This is a genomic window from Fibrobacter sp. UWR4 (assembly GCF_003149045.1).
GTDB lineage: Bacteria > Fibrobacterota > Fibrobacteria > Fibrobacterales > Fibrobacteraceae > Fibrobacter.
In genome coordinates this window covers 93,680-110,092 of sequence record NZ_QGDU01000009.1, presented here as the reverse complement: position 1 = coordinate 110,092, position 16,413 = coordinate 93,680, and the positions used below count along the sequence as shown (strand labels likewise).

At 49.5% G+C, this 16,413-nt stretch carries 14 protein-coding genes; 5 read left to right on the top strand and 9 right to left on the bottom strand.

What is annotated here, in order from left to right; translation table 11 throughout:
* Positions 1-169 precede the first annotated feature (169 nt).
* The 3 genes from BGX12_RS05420 to putP all read right to left on the bottom strand — a co-directional run bounded on the left by BGX12_RS05420 (position 170) and on the right by putP (position 4,813).
* Entirely contained in the window at positions 170-1,336 is a 1,167-nt protein-coding gene (locus BGX12_RS05420) for a phosphoglycerate dehydrogenase (RefSeq protein WP_109735064.1), read from the bottom strand.
* A gap of 108 nt (positions 1,337-1,444) precedes the next feature.
* On the bottom strand, positions 1,445-3,196 hold the full coding sequence (ispG, locus tag BGX12_RS05415; protein WP_109735075.1) for a (E)-4-hydroxy-3-methylbut-2-enyl-diphosphate synthase: 1,752 nt from the start codon (positions 3,194-3,196) through the stop codon (positions 1,445-1,447).
* Between the two features lie 72 nt (positions 3,197-3,268).
* Complete coding sequence (putP, locus tag BGX12_RS05410; RefSeq protein WP_109735063.1) at positions 3,269-4,813, bottom strand: sodium/proline symporter PutP; 1,545 nt, start codon at positions 4,811-4,813, stop codon at positions 3,269-3,271.
* A 92-nt stretch (positions 4,814-4,905) separates the two neighbouring features.
* On the opposite strand from putP, the gene tsaA reads away from it, so the two are divergent.
* Positions 4,906-5,631, top strand: a complete 726-nt coding sequence (gene tsaA, locus BGX12_RS05405) for a tRNA (N6-threonylcarbamoyladenosine(37)-N6)-methyltransferase TrmO (protein WP_109735062.1) — start codon at positions 4,906-4,908, stop codon at positions 5,629-5,631.
* Position 5,632: 1 nt separating this feature from the next.
* Here the strand turns inward: tsaA and BGX12_RS05400 are convergent, their stop codons facing one another.
* The gene (locus BGX12_RS05400; RefSeq protein WP_146196256.1) at positions 5,633-6,505 is read right to left on the bottom strand and encodes a radical SAM protein; all 873 of its coding nucleotides are present in this window, start codon (positions 6,503-6,505) and stop codon (positions 5,633-5,635) included.
* A gap of 12 nt (positions 6,506-6,517) precedes the next feature.
* The gene (locus tag BGX12_RS05395) at positions 6,518-7,381 is read right to left on the bottom strand and encodes an NAD(P)/FAD-dependent oxidoreductase (protein WP_109735060.1); all 864 of its coding nucleotides are present in this window, start codon (positions 7,379-7,381) and stop codon (positions 6,518-6,520) included.
* Between the two features lie 77 nt (positions 7,382-7,458).
* Here BGX12_RS05395 and BGX12_RS05390 point away from each other — a divergent pair, with 77 nt between their 5' ends.
* Both BGX12_RS05390 and BGX12_RS05385 read left to right on the top strand, forming a co-directional pair.
* Entirely contained in the window at positions 7,459-8,571 is a 1,113-nt protein-coding gene (locus tag BGX12_RS05390; protein ID WP_109735059.1) for a glycosyl hydrolase family 8, read from the top strand.
* 15 nt (positions 8,572-8,586) lie between these two features.
* Positions 8,587-9,501: an FISUMP domain-containing protein gene (locus tag BGX12_RS05385; protein ID WP_109735058.1), complete on the top strand. Its 915-nt coding sequence runs from the start codon at positions 8,587-8,589 to the stop codon at positions 9,499-9,501.
* 87 nt (positions 9,502-9,588) lie between these two features.
* On the opposite strand, the gene argJ is transcribed toward BGX12_RS05385, so the two are convergent.
* The gene (argJ, locus tag BGX12_RS05380; RefSeq protein ID WP_109735057.1) at positions 9,589-10,806 is read right to left on the bottom strand and encodes a bifunctional glutamate N-acetyltransferase/amino-acid acetyltransferase ArgJ; all 1,218 of its coding nucleotides are present in this window, start codon (positions 10,804-10,806) and stop codon (positions 9,589-9,591) included.
* Positions 10,807-10,907: 101 nt separating this feature from the next.
* Between argJ and greA the strand changes: the two genes are divergently transcribed.
* Positions 10,908-11,372, top strand: coding sequence for a transcription elongation factor GreA (gene greA / locus BGX12_RS05375; RefSeq protein WP_109735056.1), 465 nt, complete (start codon positions 10,908-10,910; stop codon positions 11,370-11,372).
* Between the two features lie 6 nt (positions 11,373-11,378).
* Positions 11,379-12,344 (top strand): DNA polymerase III subunit delta, encoded by a 966-nt coding sequence (gene holA / locus BGX12_RS05370; RefSeq protein ID WP_109735055.1) that lies wholly within the window; start codon positions 11,379-11,381, stop codon positions 12,342-12,344.
* 97 nt (positions 12,345-12,441) lie between these two features.
* Here the strand turns inward: holA and pilQ are convergent, their stop codons facing one another.
* Genes pilQ through BGX12_RS05355 form a run of 3 tightly spaced genes read right to left on the bottom strand, consistent with a single transcriptional unit; the run spans position 12,442 to position 16,411 of the window.
* The gene (gene pilQ, locus BGX12_RS05365) at positions 12,442-13,995 is read right to left on the bottom strand and encodes a type IV pilus secretin PilQ (RefSeq protein WP_109735054.1); all 1,554 of its coding nucleotides are present in this window, start codon (positions 13,993-13,995) and stop codon (positions 12,442-12,444) included.
* Complete coding sequence (locus tag BGX12_RS05360; RefSeq protein WP_109735053.1) at positions 13,995-15,812, bottom strand: hypothetical protein; 1,818 nt, start codon at positions 15,810-15,812, stop codon at positions 13,995-13,997. Before BGX12_RS05360 ends, pilQ begins: the two co-directional genes overlap by 1 nt.
* A complete protein-coding gene (locus tag BGX12_RS05355) occupies positions 15,812-16,411 on the bottom strand; it encodes a type 4a pilus biogenesis protein PilO (RefSeq protein ID WP_109735052.1) in 600 nt (199 codons plus the stop codon). Before BGX12_RS05355 ends, BGX12_RS05360 begins: the two co-directional genes overlap by 1 nt.
* Between the last annotated feature and the right edge of the window lie 2 nt (positions 16,412-16,413).

Genomic DNA, 16,413 nt, shown 5'->3' with positions numbered 1-16,413 from the left:
ATTAAATTTTAGAAAATAGCCCATTTTTTGTTTAATTTAGGCGAAAGTCAACAAAAAAGGGTGGCGAAGCCACCCACACATGTTGATGAAGAGCCAAAAAGTCCGACGATTTTCATCGTCGGACTTTTTACAACTATAAGTCGTTCTTCAACAACTCAAGGGGCGTTCATTAGAAATGAATGACGCGGACCTTGATAACCTTCGGGAGCTGAGCCAGCTTAGCCTTGATGGAATCATCAATGGTAGATTCGATGTCAATCAGGTTGTAACCAATCTTGCCGTTGCTCTTGTTAGAGAAGGAAGCAATGTTGATACCTTCAGCACCGAACACCTTAGTGATTTCAGCGATCATGTTAGGAACGTCTTCGTTGATCACGACAACGCGGGTCTTGATGCCCATATGGGGCTTGTCATTGAGAGCCGGGAAGTTAACGGAGTTACGGACGCAACCGAATTCGATGTAGTCCTTCAGTTCTTCAACAGCCATAACTGCGCAGTTTTCTTCAGCTTCTTCGGTAGAAGCGCCGAGGTGCGGGAAGCACTGGATCTTGTCGTGCTGAATCTGCTTTGCATCCGGGAAGTCGCTGAGGTAACCCTGGAGAGTACCGTTGTCCAGCATTTCGTAAACCGGATCCATTTCCACGAGGCCGTTACGAGCAAAGTTCAAGATATGAGTACCCTTGAAGTTTGCCAGGTTCTTGCGGTTCAGGAGGTTTTCGGTAACACCCTTGATGAACGGAACGTGAACGGTGAGGAAATCAGAATTTGCAATCACGGTGTCGAGATCAGCAATTTCAACCTTGTTGGAAAGTTCATGCATGTTGAGAGCATTAGGATACGGTTCGTAGGCGATCACGCGCATGTTCTTCCAACGAGCATAGTTAGCAACCAGGACGCCAATCTTGCCGAGGCCGATAACACCGAGAGTCTTGCCAGCCAGTTCAGAACCAGCAAACTTCTTCTTACCGCTTTCAACAGTCTTTGCCATATCCGGATCGTTCAGGTTCAGATTCTTCACCCAGTTAGCTGCCTGAGCAACGTTACGAACAGCCATACCAAGAACAGTCATCACCAATTCAGCAACAGCGTTTGCATTGGCACCCGGAGTATTGAACACGCAAACACCCTTAGCGGAAGCCTTGTCGATAGTGATGTTATTCACACCAGCACCAGCGCGAGCCACAGCCAGAAGGCCATCGAACTGATCAGTGTCGACCTGAGCAGAACGGACGAGGATCGCGTCCGGATTTTCGACGGTATCAGAAACCTGATAGTATGCTCCAAACAGGCTAAGGCCCTTCTTGGAGATGTTGTTCATAGTCTTAATAGTTGCCATGATTTTATTCCTTGTAGTTTATGTTAAAAATCTGATAGTAGGAAGTAGGAAGTAAGAAGTAGGAAGTAAAAATTTACCGTTTACTGTCTACCGTCAACTGTCTACTAACTACTGCGCCTCCGGCGCGTCTACCCAGCGGCCACGTTCCTTGATGAGGGCTACCAATTCTTCAATAGCATCTTCTTCCGGGATATTCTTCTTAACAGCCGTCTTGCCTTCGAACAGAGTAATACGGCCAGGACCACCACCCACATAACCGAAGTCGGCGTCAGCCATTTCGCCCGGGCCGTTCACGATGCAGCCCATGATGCCGATGGACAAATCCTTCAGGTGACCGAAGCGGGCCTTAATCTTGCCCATGACTTCCTGGATGTTGTACAAAGTACGACCGCAGCTGGGGCAGCTGATAAAGTTGGTCTTGCTGCGACGGCAGTAGGCTGCCTGCAGAATATCGAAAGCCAGCTCCACAGATTCCTTGGGGCTCTTGTAACCTTCGATAACCACAGCGTCGCCGATACCATCGGTCACCAGGCTTCCGATATCAGCGGAAGCGCGGAGCATATCCTTTTCGGAACTGCCGATGTTTGCGTAAAGCAGGATAGGATCCTTACGGCCAGCAGCTTCCATTGCGGAAACCATAGCGCGAACGCCGGAAACCATATTTTCGCCAGTGTAGCAGAACACGGAACCTTCCGGAACAGAAATGGGATTAGCAGCAAAGCCAGCGATGTCCATAGGATCGTCGAAAGCAACAACGGGCTTATCGCCAAGGCTTGCTACAGCAAATTCAGGACCACGACCTTCAGAGGTAATGCTTGCTGCGTCGGCACGAACGCCAACCTTCACAGGCTGTGCGCCACCAATTTCAACGCCATTCAAAATGACAGGCTTGGTTTCGCGGCGGGCGTAATGGTACGGATCCTTTTCAAGAACGGGAACTGCATAGCTGGTGGGAGCAGCAGGCAATGCGCAGGCCTTGATCAGTTCCTGGGCAACGGGGACTTCAGCCACCGGATCTTCGGTCAAGGAAACGCGAATGGTATCAGCAAGGCCATCCATCAGGAGAGCGCCAATACCCGCAGCAGACTTCATACGGCCATCAGCACCGGCACCCGCTTCGGTAACGCCTACGTGGAACGGGTACGGCTTGTAGTTTTCCTGCTTGATACGGGCAGCCAGCATACGGTAGGCGGAAATTGCCACACGGGGATTACTGGACTTGAGAGACAGGACCACCTGGTCAAAATGCTCGGCTTCGCAAACAGCCAGATATTCCATGACGGATTCCACCATGCCTTCCACAGTGTCGCCATAGCGGTAAATCATACGGGCGGAAAGAGAACCGTGGTTCACGCCAATGCGGATCACACGACCTAGGCGCTTCGCTTCCTGCACGAAGGGAGTGAACTGTTCAGCCACCTTCACCTTGCCTTCTTCGAACATGGCGTCGGTCTGATTTTCCAAAGTCAGGATACCAGTATCAACGAAATTACCCGGATTAATGCGGACCTTTTCTACCCACTTGAGAGCTTCAAAAGCAGCCTTAGGCTGGAAGTGAATGTCGGCAGAAACCGGCACCTTGCAACCAGCTGCGCGAATACGCTTCATTACTTCTTCCAGACCCTGAGCATCGGCCAAAGTCGGAGCAGTAATACGAACCAGGCCACAGCCCACCTTAGCAAGATCCAAGGTTTCCTGGACAGTCTTTTCCACGTCCTTGGGCTTGGTGGTGGTCATGGACTGAACTAAAATGGGGGCACCGCCCCCGATCAATGCGTCGCCTACGCGAACCTGTACAGTTTCCCTGCGGACAGCGTTGAAGCGGTCGGCAACATACGGAAATTCAGAAAATCTAGTCATGGCCAAAAAATAGGAAAAAAAGGAAGCCCCGACCACTAGGCCGGGGCTTCCATACTCTTTATAAAGCCTCTATTAAAGCTTCATGTCAGAAAGACGAGTGTGTTCCACAGCGTCAAATTCGTCCTGAATTTCCTTGCTGGGCTGCTTGGTCAGGAGGCTCACCACAATGATGGTGACCATACTAAGGACAAAGCCCGGAACCAGTTCGTAAATCTGGAAGATTTCACCGCTAAGGCCGGAGAGGTAGAACTTCCAGACGAAAGTGGTGATACCGCCCACCAGCATACCAGCAACGGCAGCAGGCAGAGTGGTTCGCTTCCAGAAAAGAGCCAACAGAACCAGCGGACCAAAGGTAGCACCAAAGCCACCCCAGGCAAAACTTACCAAGCTCATGACCACATCCAGGAAGCTCTTGCCTTCCTTGGCAACACCATCAGCGGAAGGTGCACCCTGGAGAGCAACGAGAACTGCGATAACAGCGATGACAGCCACCACAATGCGGCTCACCCACATGAGTTCCTTGTTGGAAGCATTCTTGCGGAAGAGGTGCTTGTACATGTCGTTACTGAAAGCGGATGCAGAAACCAGGAGCTGGGAGTCAGCAGTACTCATGATGGCAGCAAGAATTGCAGCCATGAGGATAGAGGCGATTGCCGGATGGCAAAGTGCCTGGCAGAGAACCATGAAGATTCGTTCCGGGTCAGCAACAGTGAGACCATTGGCAGCAACGTAATAATTACCCAAAAGACCAATCATGATCACAGCCCCAAGGCAAATAATCACCCAAGTCATGGCGATGCGGCGGGAATGTTTGATTTCTTCAGCATTCTTGATAGACATGAAGCGAACCAGGATATGAGGCATACCGAAGTAGCCCAGACCCCAGGCAAGGCTGGAAATCAGGGAAATAAAGCCGATTGCCTTACCAGAGGAAGCGTTAGTGAAGAGACTCATGAGGTAGGGATTCTGACCGTTCACAGCATCCATGGTAGCGGCGAAGCCACCACCGGAAACGCAGATGATGGTAGGAATCACAAGAACCGCAATGAGCATCATGGAAGCCTGGATAAAGTCGGTCCAGCAAACAGCGAAGAAGCCGCCCATGAAGGTATAGCTCACTACAACCACAGCACCGATAATAAGACCGGTGGTATAATCCAGACCAAAAATAGTACCGAAAAGCTTAGCGGAAGCCACAAAGCCGGACACAGTATAGAACAGGAAGAATGCCAAAATAAAGAAGGAAGCGATGACGCGGATAACACCCTTCTGGTCGCGGAAACGGTTGGAAAGGAAGTCCGGCAAGGTAATGGAGTCACCGCAGAAATGAGAATACTTACGGAGACGACGGCCCACAATCTTCCAGTTGAAGTAGGTACCGATCACAAGACCGATACCAATCCAAGCTTCGGAAAAGCCGCTGAGGTAGATTGCACCGGGAAGACCCATGAGCATCCAGCCACTCATATCGGAAGCCTGGGCGGACATAGCCACCACCCACTTATTCATGCCACGGTCGCCCAGGTAGTAGGCGTTGAGGCTATTTGCTTTCTTGGAGAAGTAGGCACCAATGCCCAGCATCATCAGCAAGTAAAGAATAAAGACTACAACAGTCATTCGTTCCTCTTCATGGTTACGGCAAGTTAAAGAACTTGCCAGTGTTAAAAATTCCAAAAGGCAAGATAGAAATTTTTTCTAATTTCCCGTCCATGACAAATCCCTCTGAATACAATTTCAAGGTCATCGCAAAAATCAAAAGCGATTTTCCCGACAAGTTCGGCATTCCCCGCCAAAGCGGTCTCCTGAAAGAGTTGCGTTCCGCCATCCGTTTCGAGCCTGAATACAGGATTGCAGACGCATTGCGGGGCCTTGAAGGTTTCAGCCACTTGTGGATCCTCTGGATATTTTCAGAAAATGTAAGAACCGATGAAAACGGAGAAAACCGCTGGAGTCCCACGGTGCGCCCACCCCGTTTGGGAGGCAACAAACGTCTTGGAGTTTTTGCAACCCGAAGCAGCTTCAGGCCAAACCCGCTTGCCATGAGCTGCGTAAAAATCGAGGAAATCCACCTGAACATTACTGATGGGGATTACTCCGGTCCCGAAATCATCGTCAGCGGCGCCGATCTGATGGATGGCACACCCATCGTGGACGTGAAGCCATACCTCCCCTATGCCGACTGCATTGAAAATGCTGCCGGAGGTTTTGCCCACGAAGTTCTGAAAAAAAGTGTCAAGGTGGAATTTCCGGAAGAATTAAAAAAGAAATTCCCCTCGGAAAAACTGGATACCCTCATCGAAATTCTCGCCGAGGATCCAAGACCTGCCTATCAAAAAAATCCGGATCGAATTTACGGATTCGGATTCGCCGGATATGAAATTAAATTCAAGGTTGAAAACGATATTTTGACGATTCTGGATGTAATCCGCTCGTAATTTAACCACGCATCACGCAGTTTTCGCACTGGGCACGTTCCGATTCGGGATTACCAAAGCGTCTTTCCGGATTAGGGCAGTTCTGTTCCGACCCGTCCGGCAAAATCCAGATTTCATCCCGGAAGGCACACTCGGAAATTTTTTCCTTTTCAGCAGTCCCACATCCGGCGAGTTTTTTTTCAAAGAATAGGCTGCCCCCGCATTTTAGTTTCGTCGAGACTAGTCGCCCCCGCAGTTCCTCAAGGTCAAACTTTTCCAGGCCATATTCCGCCACCAGCCGGCGATCCGCCACACTCAGGAATACAACCGGATTCCATTTGATGCGATGCACGCCCACCGCCTCCGCCCACCGCAAAATTTCCTCGGCACGGCAGGCATTCTTTCGATGCAAGGTCATCTGCAGGGAAACCGTAGAAAGCCTGGTTTCACCCTCACGCACCAACTGCAGGCGACACTCCAGTAAACGTTCCACATTTTCTTTCCAGGTCCGTTCGTCAAAGGCCGCTCCCTGAACATCGCCACATTCAAAAGCCAGCCCGCTGATTTTTATATCACTACAGGCTCTCAGCAACTTTTCATACCCCGCGGGCTTCCCCCACATTCCAGGAAAAGTTCCGTTGGTGGTCAAGTTCAGGAGGATTCGCCTATCGCTGCAAAAATCAAGCAGCCGACTAAAATTAGAATAAAGTAAAGGCTCCCCCATAGTGGAGGGAATAACCTCTTCAAGACCATCTTCGTATTCCTGAATTGCAGCGACCGCCGTCTCAAAGGGCATCTCCCCCATACCGAAGGAACGCCCCCGCTGTTGCAAAAAACAGAGGGGACATTTCAAATTGCATATATCCGGATTAGTCAGGAGAGTAATGCGCCGCATAGACAAACAGAACTATCTATGTTCTCTCAGGTACTTGATTGCAGCAAGTCCCGCCCGGGCGCCTTCCCCCACCGCAACGGCAATCTGGAGAATTCCGCCAGTACAGTCACCAGCCGCATAGAGTCCCGGGATGGTAGACTGCAAGTCCTCATCCAGAACCAACTTTCCCTGGTCAAAGGCGGCACCCGCCTTCAAGGCGAGATCCGTAGCATTGGCACTGCCAAGGGCCACGAAGAGTCCATCAAAATTCTGTTCAGTTTCATCTTCAAACTGAACGCCCTTAAAAGAGCCCTCGCCCACCAATCCTTTTAACTTACGTTCTTCAATTTTAATGCTATCCGGGAAAGTTGCGGTAAGAGGCGCCCCATTCGTCAACAAGGTCACACTCCCCACCACCTGCAAAAGTTCGGTCGCCTCGTGAAGGGCGTATTCACCACTACCCATCACCGCCACATTCTTTCCGCGATAGAAGAAGGCATCACACACAGCGCAGTAGCTCACCCCATGGCCTTCCATTTCCGCCATTCCTGCAAGAGGTTGCTTTTTGCGGGCAGATCCCGTCGCCATAATGCAGGTCTTTCCGCGGTACACGCCCTTCAAGCCAGTGGCAACAAAGCCAGAACCATCAAACATCAGGTCCGTTACTTCATCATCCACGATCTGGGCTCCCAGCTTCAGAGCCTGCTTTTTACCCACTTCCAGCAATTCCGTACCCGTCAGGGGGGATTCCAGGCCATAGTAGTTTTCAATAAGATGCGCTTTTTGCAAGGCCCCGCCATCCTTTCCAATCAGGGTAACCTTCAAACCAGCGCGCAAGCCATACAGGGCAGCGGAAACACCTGCGGGACCATAACCTAAAATCAACATATCATTCATAAAAACCTCATTACAAAGATACGAAAAAAGTTATCTTAAAAAAAGGAAGTTGTTTGGACATAGATTGAGGTAATTCTATGGAACGTTATAAACCGCGAGACCTTTTCGTCGAAGTTGGATATGGTCCCAACTTTGCAAACCAGCTCATCCAAAACGGCTACAACAAGCTTTTTGAAGGGGACCCCATCGACGACCGAGTCTGTTTTGACGCCTCCGACGACATGTCCTACATCGTAGATATCGGTCACGACGACATCCGTTCCGAAGGCATGAGCTACGGCATGTACATTACCGCGCTCACAGGCCACGAAAAGCAATTTGATAAACTCTGGAATTTTTCCAAGCGTTTTCTCCGCAATAATGACGGTCCCCATCAAGGATACTTCGCCTGGCAGGTTTCCACCGAAGACTTCTCCAAGATGGATCCCGGTGCAGCCCCCGACGGGGAAGAATATTTTGCCATCGCCCTCCTGATCGCTGCAGAAAAATTCGGCCGCCCCGACTTGAAGCAGGAAGCGATCGAGCTCATTAACCTCATGCGTCACAAGCCCGAAAACGAACTGGTAGGAGCCATTATGGATCCGGAACGTTTGGCAGTCCGTTTCTCTCCTGTCAAGGGCAATGACTACACCGACCCTAGTTACCACACCATCGCCTTTTACCGTGCCTTCGCGGAAGCCACCGGCGACGAATCCTGGATTACCATCGCAGAAAATAGCATCAAGTATCTGAACAGGGCAGCCCACTTCGAAACAGGCCTCTGCAGTGACTATTCCGAATTTGACGGAACCCCCAAGCGCATGGAATGGAACAAGGAAAGCGACAACTTCAGCGGAGACGCCTGGCGCGTGGCGATGAACTTGAGCCTGGACTACGCACTGTTCCGTGGTGACGAAAGTGAAAAAGCGATTTGTGAACGTCTGTTGTTCTTCTTCGAAAGCCGCCGTCCCTATTTGTCCGATTATGCCGTAGATGGAGGACCCTACCCCAGACAGGGTCGTGAGGCAACACCTGGTCTCATCGCCATGAACGCAGCGGCAACCCAGGTCCTTACTCCTGGAGATTCACTCATCAAACCTTTCGTAAAACACCTGGCAGGACTTTCTGTACCGAACCGTCTGTGGCGCTACTACGACGGCATGCTGTACATGATTGGTCTTTTGGCCACCGCCGGAAAAATCACCTTCTAGTATTTTTTAGAACCTATGAAAAAAATTCATCTTGTCGCCGGGGCAGTGCTGTCTACCCTATTGTTCTGCGGCTGCGAAGACATCCGCACTGAAAAGTATCCCAACGGAAATATCCGTTTCGAGACCACCTATGTGGACAACCAGAAGAACGGTATCGAGAAGGAATACTACGACAACGGCACTCTCAAACGCGAGACAAACTACGTCAACGATCGTAGACAGGGCCTCACCAAGGAATTCTATAAGGACGGCACTCCTGAATCCGAAATCAACTACGAAAACGGTCTGATGGAAGGAACGATCATCCGTTACCACAAGAACGGCAAGGTTGCCTCCAAGGTTCCCTACAAGCAAAATAAACAGTCCGCCTTCGGTGAATACTTCGACGAAAGTGGCGAACCTGCAACAAGCGGTGGTTACAAGGATCCCCGTGACAATTACGCTTACGAATGGATTCGCATTGGAGACCAGCTCTGGATCGCAGAGAACCTGAACTTCGCAACTGCCAATGGTTCCCTCTGCCAGCAGTGCAACAACTGGGGACGTCTGTACAATTTTGAAAACGCCCAGAAAGCCTGTATGGAAGGATTCCACATGCCCTCCAAGGCAGAATGGCAAACCCTTCTTAACTTCGTAGGAGACAAGCCCGGCATCAAGCTGAAAGCAGGCTTTGGCTGGGATCCGCTGAAGAATTCCCTCCAGTTCGGCAACGGCAAGGACGACTTTGGATTTGGCGTCAAGGCAGGCGGTGCGCATTTCGCCAAAAGCGACGTTGCCCTCAAGGACAGAAAGTTTGACGAAGCAGGCAAGAAGGCCTACCTCTGGACTGCCGAAGGCGAAGTACTCGTCTTCTTCTACGACAAGAACACAGTCAAGTTCGAGAAGTTCAATCCCGAACACGGAGCAAGCCTCCGCTGCCTGAAGGATTAACCCCAAGTCATGCCGAACTCGTTTCGGCATCAGCAAAAAAAAAGACCTCGGTTAAACCCGCGGTCTTTTTTGCAAACCTTTTAACAATTACGTTGTATACTCAGCGTTGATCTTCACATAGTCATAGCTCAAGTCGCAAGTAAATGCGCTAGCGCTTGCATGACCAATGTTCAGAACTAGAGTCACCTTGTATTCACGCTGGCGAACAACAGCATGAAGGGCATCCTGCTTTTCCTTGGAAAGGATTACCGGACGGCCGCCATCCAGAACCTGGACGTCACCGAAATACAGGTCCGTATGTTCTGCAATCATATTGCAGCCACTAGAACCAGCGGAACTCAGGATACGTCCCCAGTTAGGATCTTCACCAAACATAGCACACTTGGCCAGGTTGCTAGTACCGATGAAGCGAGCCATCTTCAAAGCTTCTTCATGGCTTTCAGCCTTTTCAATACGCAGTTCAATCAGCTTGGTAGCACCTTCACCGTCACGAACGATATCCTTAGCGAGGCTCTGCATAATCAAAGCGAGAGCAGCACGGAATTCGCCCTGTTCAGACAAGGTAAGATCTTCGTACTTGATACCACTCATGCCGTTAGCCAGCATAATGCAAGTGTCGTTAGTGCTGGTATCACCATCAACGGTAATGGCGTTGAAGGAGTCTGCAATGTTTGCACGGAATTCGGCAAAGAAGTCGATGGGCAAAGCCAAGTCAGTAGTAATGAAAGCCAGCATGGTAGCCATGTTGGGATGAATCATGCCACTACCCTTGCAGGCGCCACCAATGGTAACAACGCCCTTTTCAGTCTGAATCTCAACAGCATGCGACTTCAGAGCAAGGTCGGTAGTAAGAATTGCACGACCAAATTCTTCGGAAGCATCTGCACGGAGCTTTTCGACCAGCTTGGGAATGCCAGCTTCAATCTTGTCCATGGGCATCAGATGGCCAATCACACCAGTGCTGCAAACCAGGACGCTCTTCGGGGTAAGTCCCAGGGCTTCTTCAGTAAGGGTAGCCATGCGTTCTGCATCGGCAAGACCCTGTTCGCCGGTACAGGCGTTGGCATTACCGCTGTTCACCACAACTGCAGTTGCGAAGTGAGCATGTTCCAAGGCAGCCTTATCGTAAATAACCGGAGCGGCCTTTACCTTATTGGTTGTAAAAACAGCAAAGCAGCGGGCGGCCTTTTCACTCTTGAGCAAAGCCATATCAGCATTGCCACTAGCCTTAATGCCGGCGCAAATACCACAAGCGGTAAAGCCCTTCGGGGAGCAGACGCCGCCTTTTTCCAACACAGTGTACATAGAATCTCCTATTGTTTTCTACGCATTAAATTATAACAAAAAAAGCGTCTACGGCACGCTATTCTTGAATTTGTCCACCAAAAAAATTCTAATTTGAGGATATGGCAAAAACACCCTGTACTCAAGAAACTTACGACAAGCTGGTTGAACGTTACAATTTCCTTAAGAAGATTGAACGTCCCCGTGTTGTCGACGAAATGGAAGAAGCCCGCAAGCAAGGCGACCTGAGCGAAAACGCAGAATATCATGCCGCCAAGGAAATGCTGGCACACATCGATTTGGAACTTCCCAAGCTAGAAGACCAGATTTCCAACGCTGTCATCGTTGAATTTGACGCAAATTCCGACACAGTCCGTTTTGGAGCCACCGTTACTGCAAAGAACCTGGCCTCCAAGAAGGAAGTTGCTTACCAGCTGGTGAGCCCCGAAGGTGTGGATCCCATGAACGGCAAGATCAGCTTCAAGAGCCCCATGGGTGCGGCATTCATGGGCAAGAAGCGTGGTGATATCGTAGAAGTTGTTACTCCCCGTGGTAAGAACAAGTTCGAAATCATCGACTTCAAGTAAATCCCTATGATCATCGCCACCGTTGGCAAAGACCAGTTCACCAAGGACAGGATCACTGAAAAGTTCCTGAAAGATTCCTTAGGGGACCGTATTGACGACCCGCTGTCCAAGCAGGTGGTCTTTGCCAGTGATACGAACATTCCGTCCATCGCAGGTTTCATCATGGAAAGCTGCGGTTCGGTATCCATGTTCGCACCGGAACAGGTGGTCGTAGTCCATAAGGCGGAAGCAATCAAGGCGGACGAAGCCAAGGCCCTTGCCCGCTGGCTCAAGGACGCCCCCGATTGCAAGTTACTGCTGGAATTTGACGAACTTCGTGCAACCTCCGAATTGTACAAAGTCATTGCCAAGGTTGGTAAAATCGAAAAGTGTGAAGAGCCCAAGTCCTACAAGATGGCGGACTGGATTTCGGCCATGGTTCCCACACACTTCCATAAGGCAATCGAAGCTGAAGCTAGTTTCTATCTGGCAGATGCTATAGGCACCAACACCCGTCTGGTCGCCGAGGAAATCGAGAAGGTCATTCTCTACAATCCCCAGTGCACTAAAATTACCGCAGAACTGGTAAAATCCCTGGTGGTTCCTCAGCGAGAAATTCCGCCTTACGAAATTTGCAATTCCTTCGGTATGCGAGACGCAAATACCTACACTCGTATCCTTCATAACATTCTCTATGGAGGCGGCGAAGCAATTTCCTTGACCAACGCTCTCTACAACCATGCTGTAGATCTGCTGAACTTCAAGTCTCTGACCTCAAAGGGAATGGGGGCCGAGGAAGCCTGTCAAAAGATTGGCAAAAACTATTTCCTATTTTGCAAGCAAGGCAATGCTGCCAAGTGCTGCACTCTATGGCCAACTCCCGTACTCTGCCGCGTAATCCGCAGACTCGCCGACTTAAACTACGAATTCAAGAGTTCCTCCTGGAGTGTCACTAGCCAGGAACTGGCTCTTGCGGCTCTGGTAGTCCGCTAGTCACAACGCCCCCTCTTTTTAATCCATCACATTTTTTTCATAAAAAAAGGCCTCGCCACTTAGGCAAGGTCTTTTAAAATTTCGTTTTCCTAGAAGATTACCATTCGTCATCTTCGCTGCTTTCTGTTTCCGGTACGGGAGGAGCGGCAGGAGCTTCTTCAGCAGGAGCAGAGTAAGCAGGTTCTTCGGCAACAGGTTCTTCGTAAGCAGGTTCAGCCGGCTGGGCAGCAGGTTCTTCTGCAGGAGCGGACTGGACAGGTACAGCTTCCGGTTCAACCTTCTTTGCTTCAGGAGCGCTATTAGAAGACTGTTCACGAGTAGGTTCGGAAATGTCCACGTTACCGATGTAGTTGCGAATAATGCGCGGAGTAACGAAGATTACCAGATCCTTCTTCACAACAGACTTACGAGTGTACTTGAAGAGGTTGCCCAACAGCGGGATATCCTTCAGGAAAGGAATACCACTTTCAGATTCCTGAGTTTCGTTACGAGTCAGACCACCGATTACAACAGTTTCACCATCAGCCACAACGACCTTTGTTTGAGCTTCCTGAGTAGAAATCACGATTTCACCCTTGGAGTCGTAGTCATAGGAGTTGTTTTCCGGATGGAGATCCAGCAAGATGCGGTTGTCACCAGAAACATGGGGAGTAACAGTCAGCTTAATACCGGTTTCCACCATCTGAGTAGAGGATTCACCACTATCGTCAATCACACGAATAGAAACCTTGTCACCCATGAACACCTTGGCTTCAGTGTTATCCAGAGTGGAAACCTGGGGACTTGCGAGAACTTCAGTAGAAGCATCACCCATCAGGTTGCTAATTGCAATCTGGAGGTTGTTATCCAAAAGACTTGCAGAAATAGCAGAAGTAGCACCGCTAACAGCAGGTGTTGCGCCACCATGGGGATAGGACTGAATGGCAGCACTGGTACGAGAAGCGCCTGCACCACCTACGCCACCGCCAGCAGTACCCGGAGTAAGAGTAGAAGTACCCATGGAAGCACTCCAGTCAACACCCAGTTCGCGAGCACGTTCGCTATTTACAACCACAAGCTTTGCAGTAATCATAATCTGCAGAGTTTCGACATCAAGTTCCTGAAGAGCCTTTTCCATCTGTTCGATCTTAGAATCAGTATCATAGACAATGATGGAGTTGGTACGTTCCACGGTAGTGATCTTACCACGGCCAGACTTCATGCTTTCCAGAACCTTCACCAGTTCATCAGCCTTAGCATGGTGGACCTGGAAGTTCTTACGAACCAGCGGGGCGTTGTTTTCGGCCTGGGCTTCTTCGTCGGCAATCTTCTTCTGCTTTGCCTGGTAAGTAGCCTGACGCTGAATGGTAATGTACTTGTCCTGAATCACCCAAGTCAGGTCATTCATGCTACAGATAATATCCATGGTTTCTTGCCATGTCTTCTTGGTGACACGAAGAGTCATTTTGCCCTTCACATCGGGAGCAAGCAAAATATCCACGCCAGCAATCACGGACACGGAACGGAATACGGCTTCGTAGTCCATATTCACGAAGTTGAAATCATACAATTTCTTGTTGGGAGCAACAGATCCCTCGGCAGGGGCACTCCAGGCAAAGGCAATGCCAAATACCAGAAGAAGTACAGTTAGGATTTTAGTCATATTTTTCATTACTTGTTACCCCCAAACTTATCGGGCAGGCCCATGGAGTAGCGACGGCTCACACCAAATTCTTGAATCAGGAAGAGTACGTCAGTTTGTGTAATTTTAAGAACTTTACCATTCAGGATCTTATCACCTTCCTTAACCGTATAGGAAACGGAAGGATCCTTGGATTCGACCAGGATAGCCATAGGAACTTCGGATTCCCAAATGATACCCATCAGTTCTACCTGGTCCACATTAATGCCTTCTTCAACAAGACCCTTGATGTTGACGAACGGGTCACGGCGACCGAAGGAACTGTAAGTGACGCGATCTTCGTACAAGGCATCGAGCTGGCTACCGGCAACAGCAACGGCAGAACCGCTTTCCGTACCACGTTCCTTATCGACCTGTTTCAGGCGTTCAGCCTGTACGGAGGAAAGTTCATCAAAGAAGCTAACAGCACGTTTGTTCACGTAACCAATGCGATTGCCGGTCTGAACCTTGCGATAGAGACCATTAATATCAAGGCTTACCAGACGGTCGCCAAAGACAAGACGCTGAAGCACCTGGGCATTTTCGTTCGGTGCTGCGTAGAATTCAATTTCATCGGCAACAACAATCAGTTCACGAATTACAGGACGAAGGTGGAAGGACTGAGAGCTAGAAACAATCTTCTTGCTTTCGCTTTCCCACTTCTTCACGAATGCATTAAAATCGGGTTTTTCTTCGGCAGACTTCATCCAGTCTCTCGAAAAGATTCCCTTAGGCTGAGCGGACCAGAAAATAAAACCATCCTTCTTGATCGCTGTTTCAGCAACCTGAAGAATCAAGGCACCTTCCTGGACAAGCATCACCGGATTCACGCCAGTCTGAAGCTGGAGACGAATACCGTTGGAAGTCCAAGTCACAGCCTTCACCAGGGATCCAGCACCAATCTTGAACAACGGAGACTTCTTAGGACCTTCAATACCAATGGTAATTGCAGAAGACTTATCCGGTCCAGAAACATTGCTCAAGGAAATCGGGATTTCGGTAACGATACGGAACTGTTCCATACCGGAACCTATCAGGACCGTCATTTCCTTAATGCCCGGAAGCAGAGCGGATGCACCGCCTTCCTTCATAGCCTTATCGAGCTGTTTCTGCATTTCTGCAATACGCTTTTCTTCTTCAGCGGCAGCCTTTTCAGCAGCCTTCTTTTCTTCGGCTAAACGCTTCTTTTCTTCGAGAGCGGCCTTCTCTGCAGCCTTCTTGTCAAGAGCAGCCTGCTTTTCGGCAGCCTTTTTCTCTTCGGCTAAACGCTTCTTTTCTTCAGCGGCAGCCTTTGCTGCGGCCTTCTTGTCAAGAGCAGCCTGCTTTTCGGCGGCCTTCTTGTCAAGAGCAGCCTGCTTATCAGCAGCCTTCTTACGGTCAGCAAAGATCTTGGACATCGTCCAGGACTTGCCGCCCTTAGACTTAAAGGAAAGCACGAAATCAGACTTGTTCATGGAAATGGCATTCTTATCGGAATTGATAGCAGCGCCCACATCCATTTCGAATTTCAAGAAACTGGAGCCACGGAACGTTTCGTGATAGACACGCATAGCACGAACGAACTTGGAACCATTTTCAATATCGAAGTTACCTTCGCCCAGAGCAAAGGAAGATTCAGAGAAAGCAAGTGTCAGTTTACCATTCTTGGCATCATACTTCTGGAAGAAAGTAGGCAAATCCTTTTCAGAAGCAAAGGCAAAAGCCATACGGCAGCCCTTGTTGTCGCAGGTAAATTTCACATCCTTAATCTGGGCTGCATAGCTAGACACCGCAGCGATCATGAAAATAAGAAGGAACTTTAGCTTCATTACTTGCCTACCTTCTTGGATGTGTAAGTAGTCAGGTTGAAAGACACAGACATGGTAATCGGAGTCCAACCATGAGTTTCAGCCTTCTGGATTTCGTTGGCGATACCAGAATAACGATTCAGTTTCAAGTTACTGATTGCGGTAGGATAATTGAAGTTTGCGATTTCGGCAAACAGGTATCCCAGCATGTGGTAACCAGAGTTAACCGCAATAGAGTAGCGGTTCTCAATGTAATGTTCACGTTCGGAACGACCTTCCGGGTTGAACTTCTGAATCTGAACGCCGGAGCTACGAAGCACAGAATACAGGTCCTGCAGGCGCAGAGGAACCTTTTCTTCTTCCGGGAACATTTCTTTCAGTTTTTCGAAATCTTTTTCAGCCTGGACCAACTGCATTTCCAGTTCCTGAACTCGATGCTTCTTGGAATTGATCTTGTCCAGTTCAGCCTGTGTAGAACGCAAATCGGATTCGAGAGATGCACGCTGTGCATCAAACGGATTCCAAACATAATCCCACATGTAGTAGGCGCCAAGAGCGATAATAGCCACAATGACAAGGGCGTATATGGTCTTTTTGTCTTTAAAGTCTATCTTACCCATAA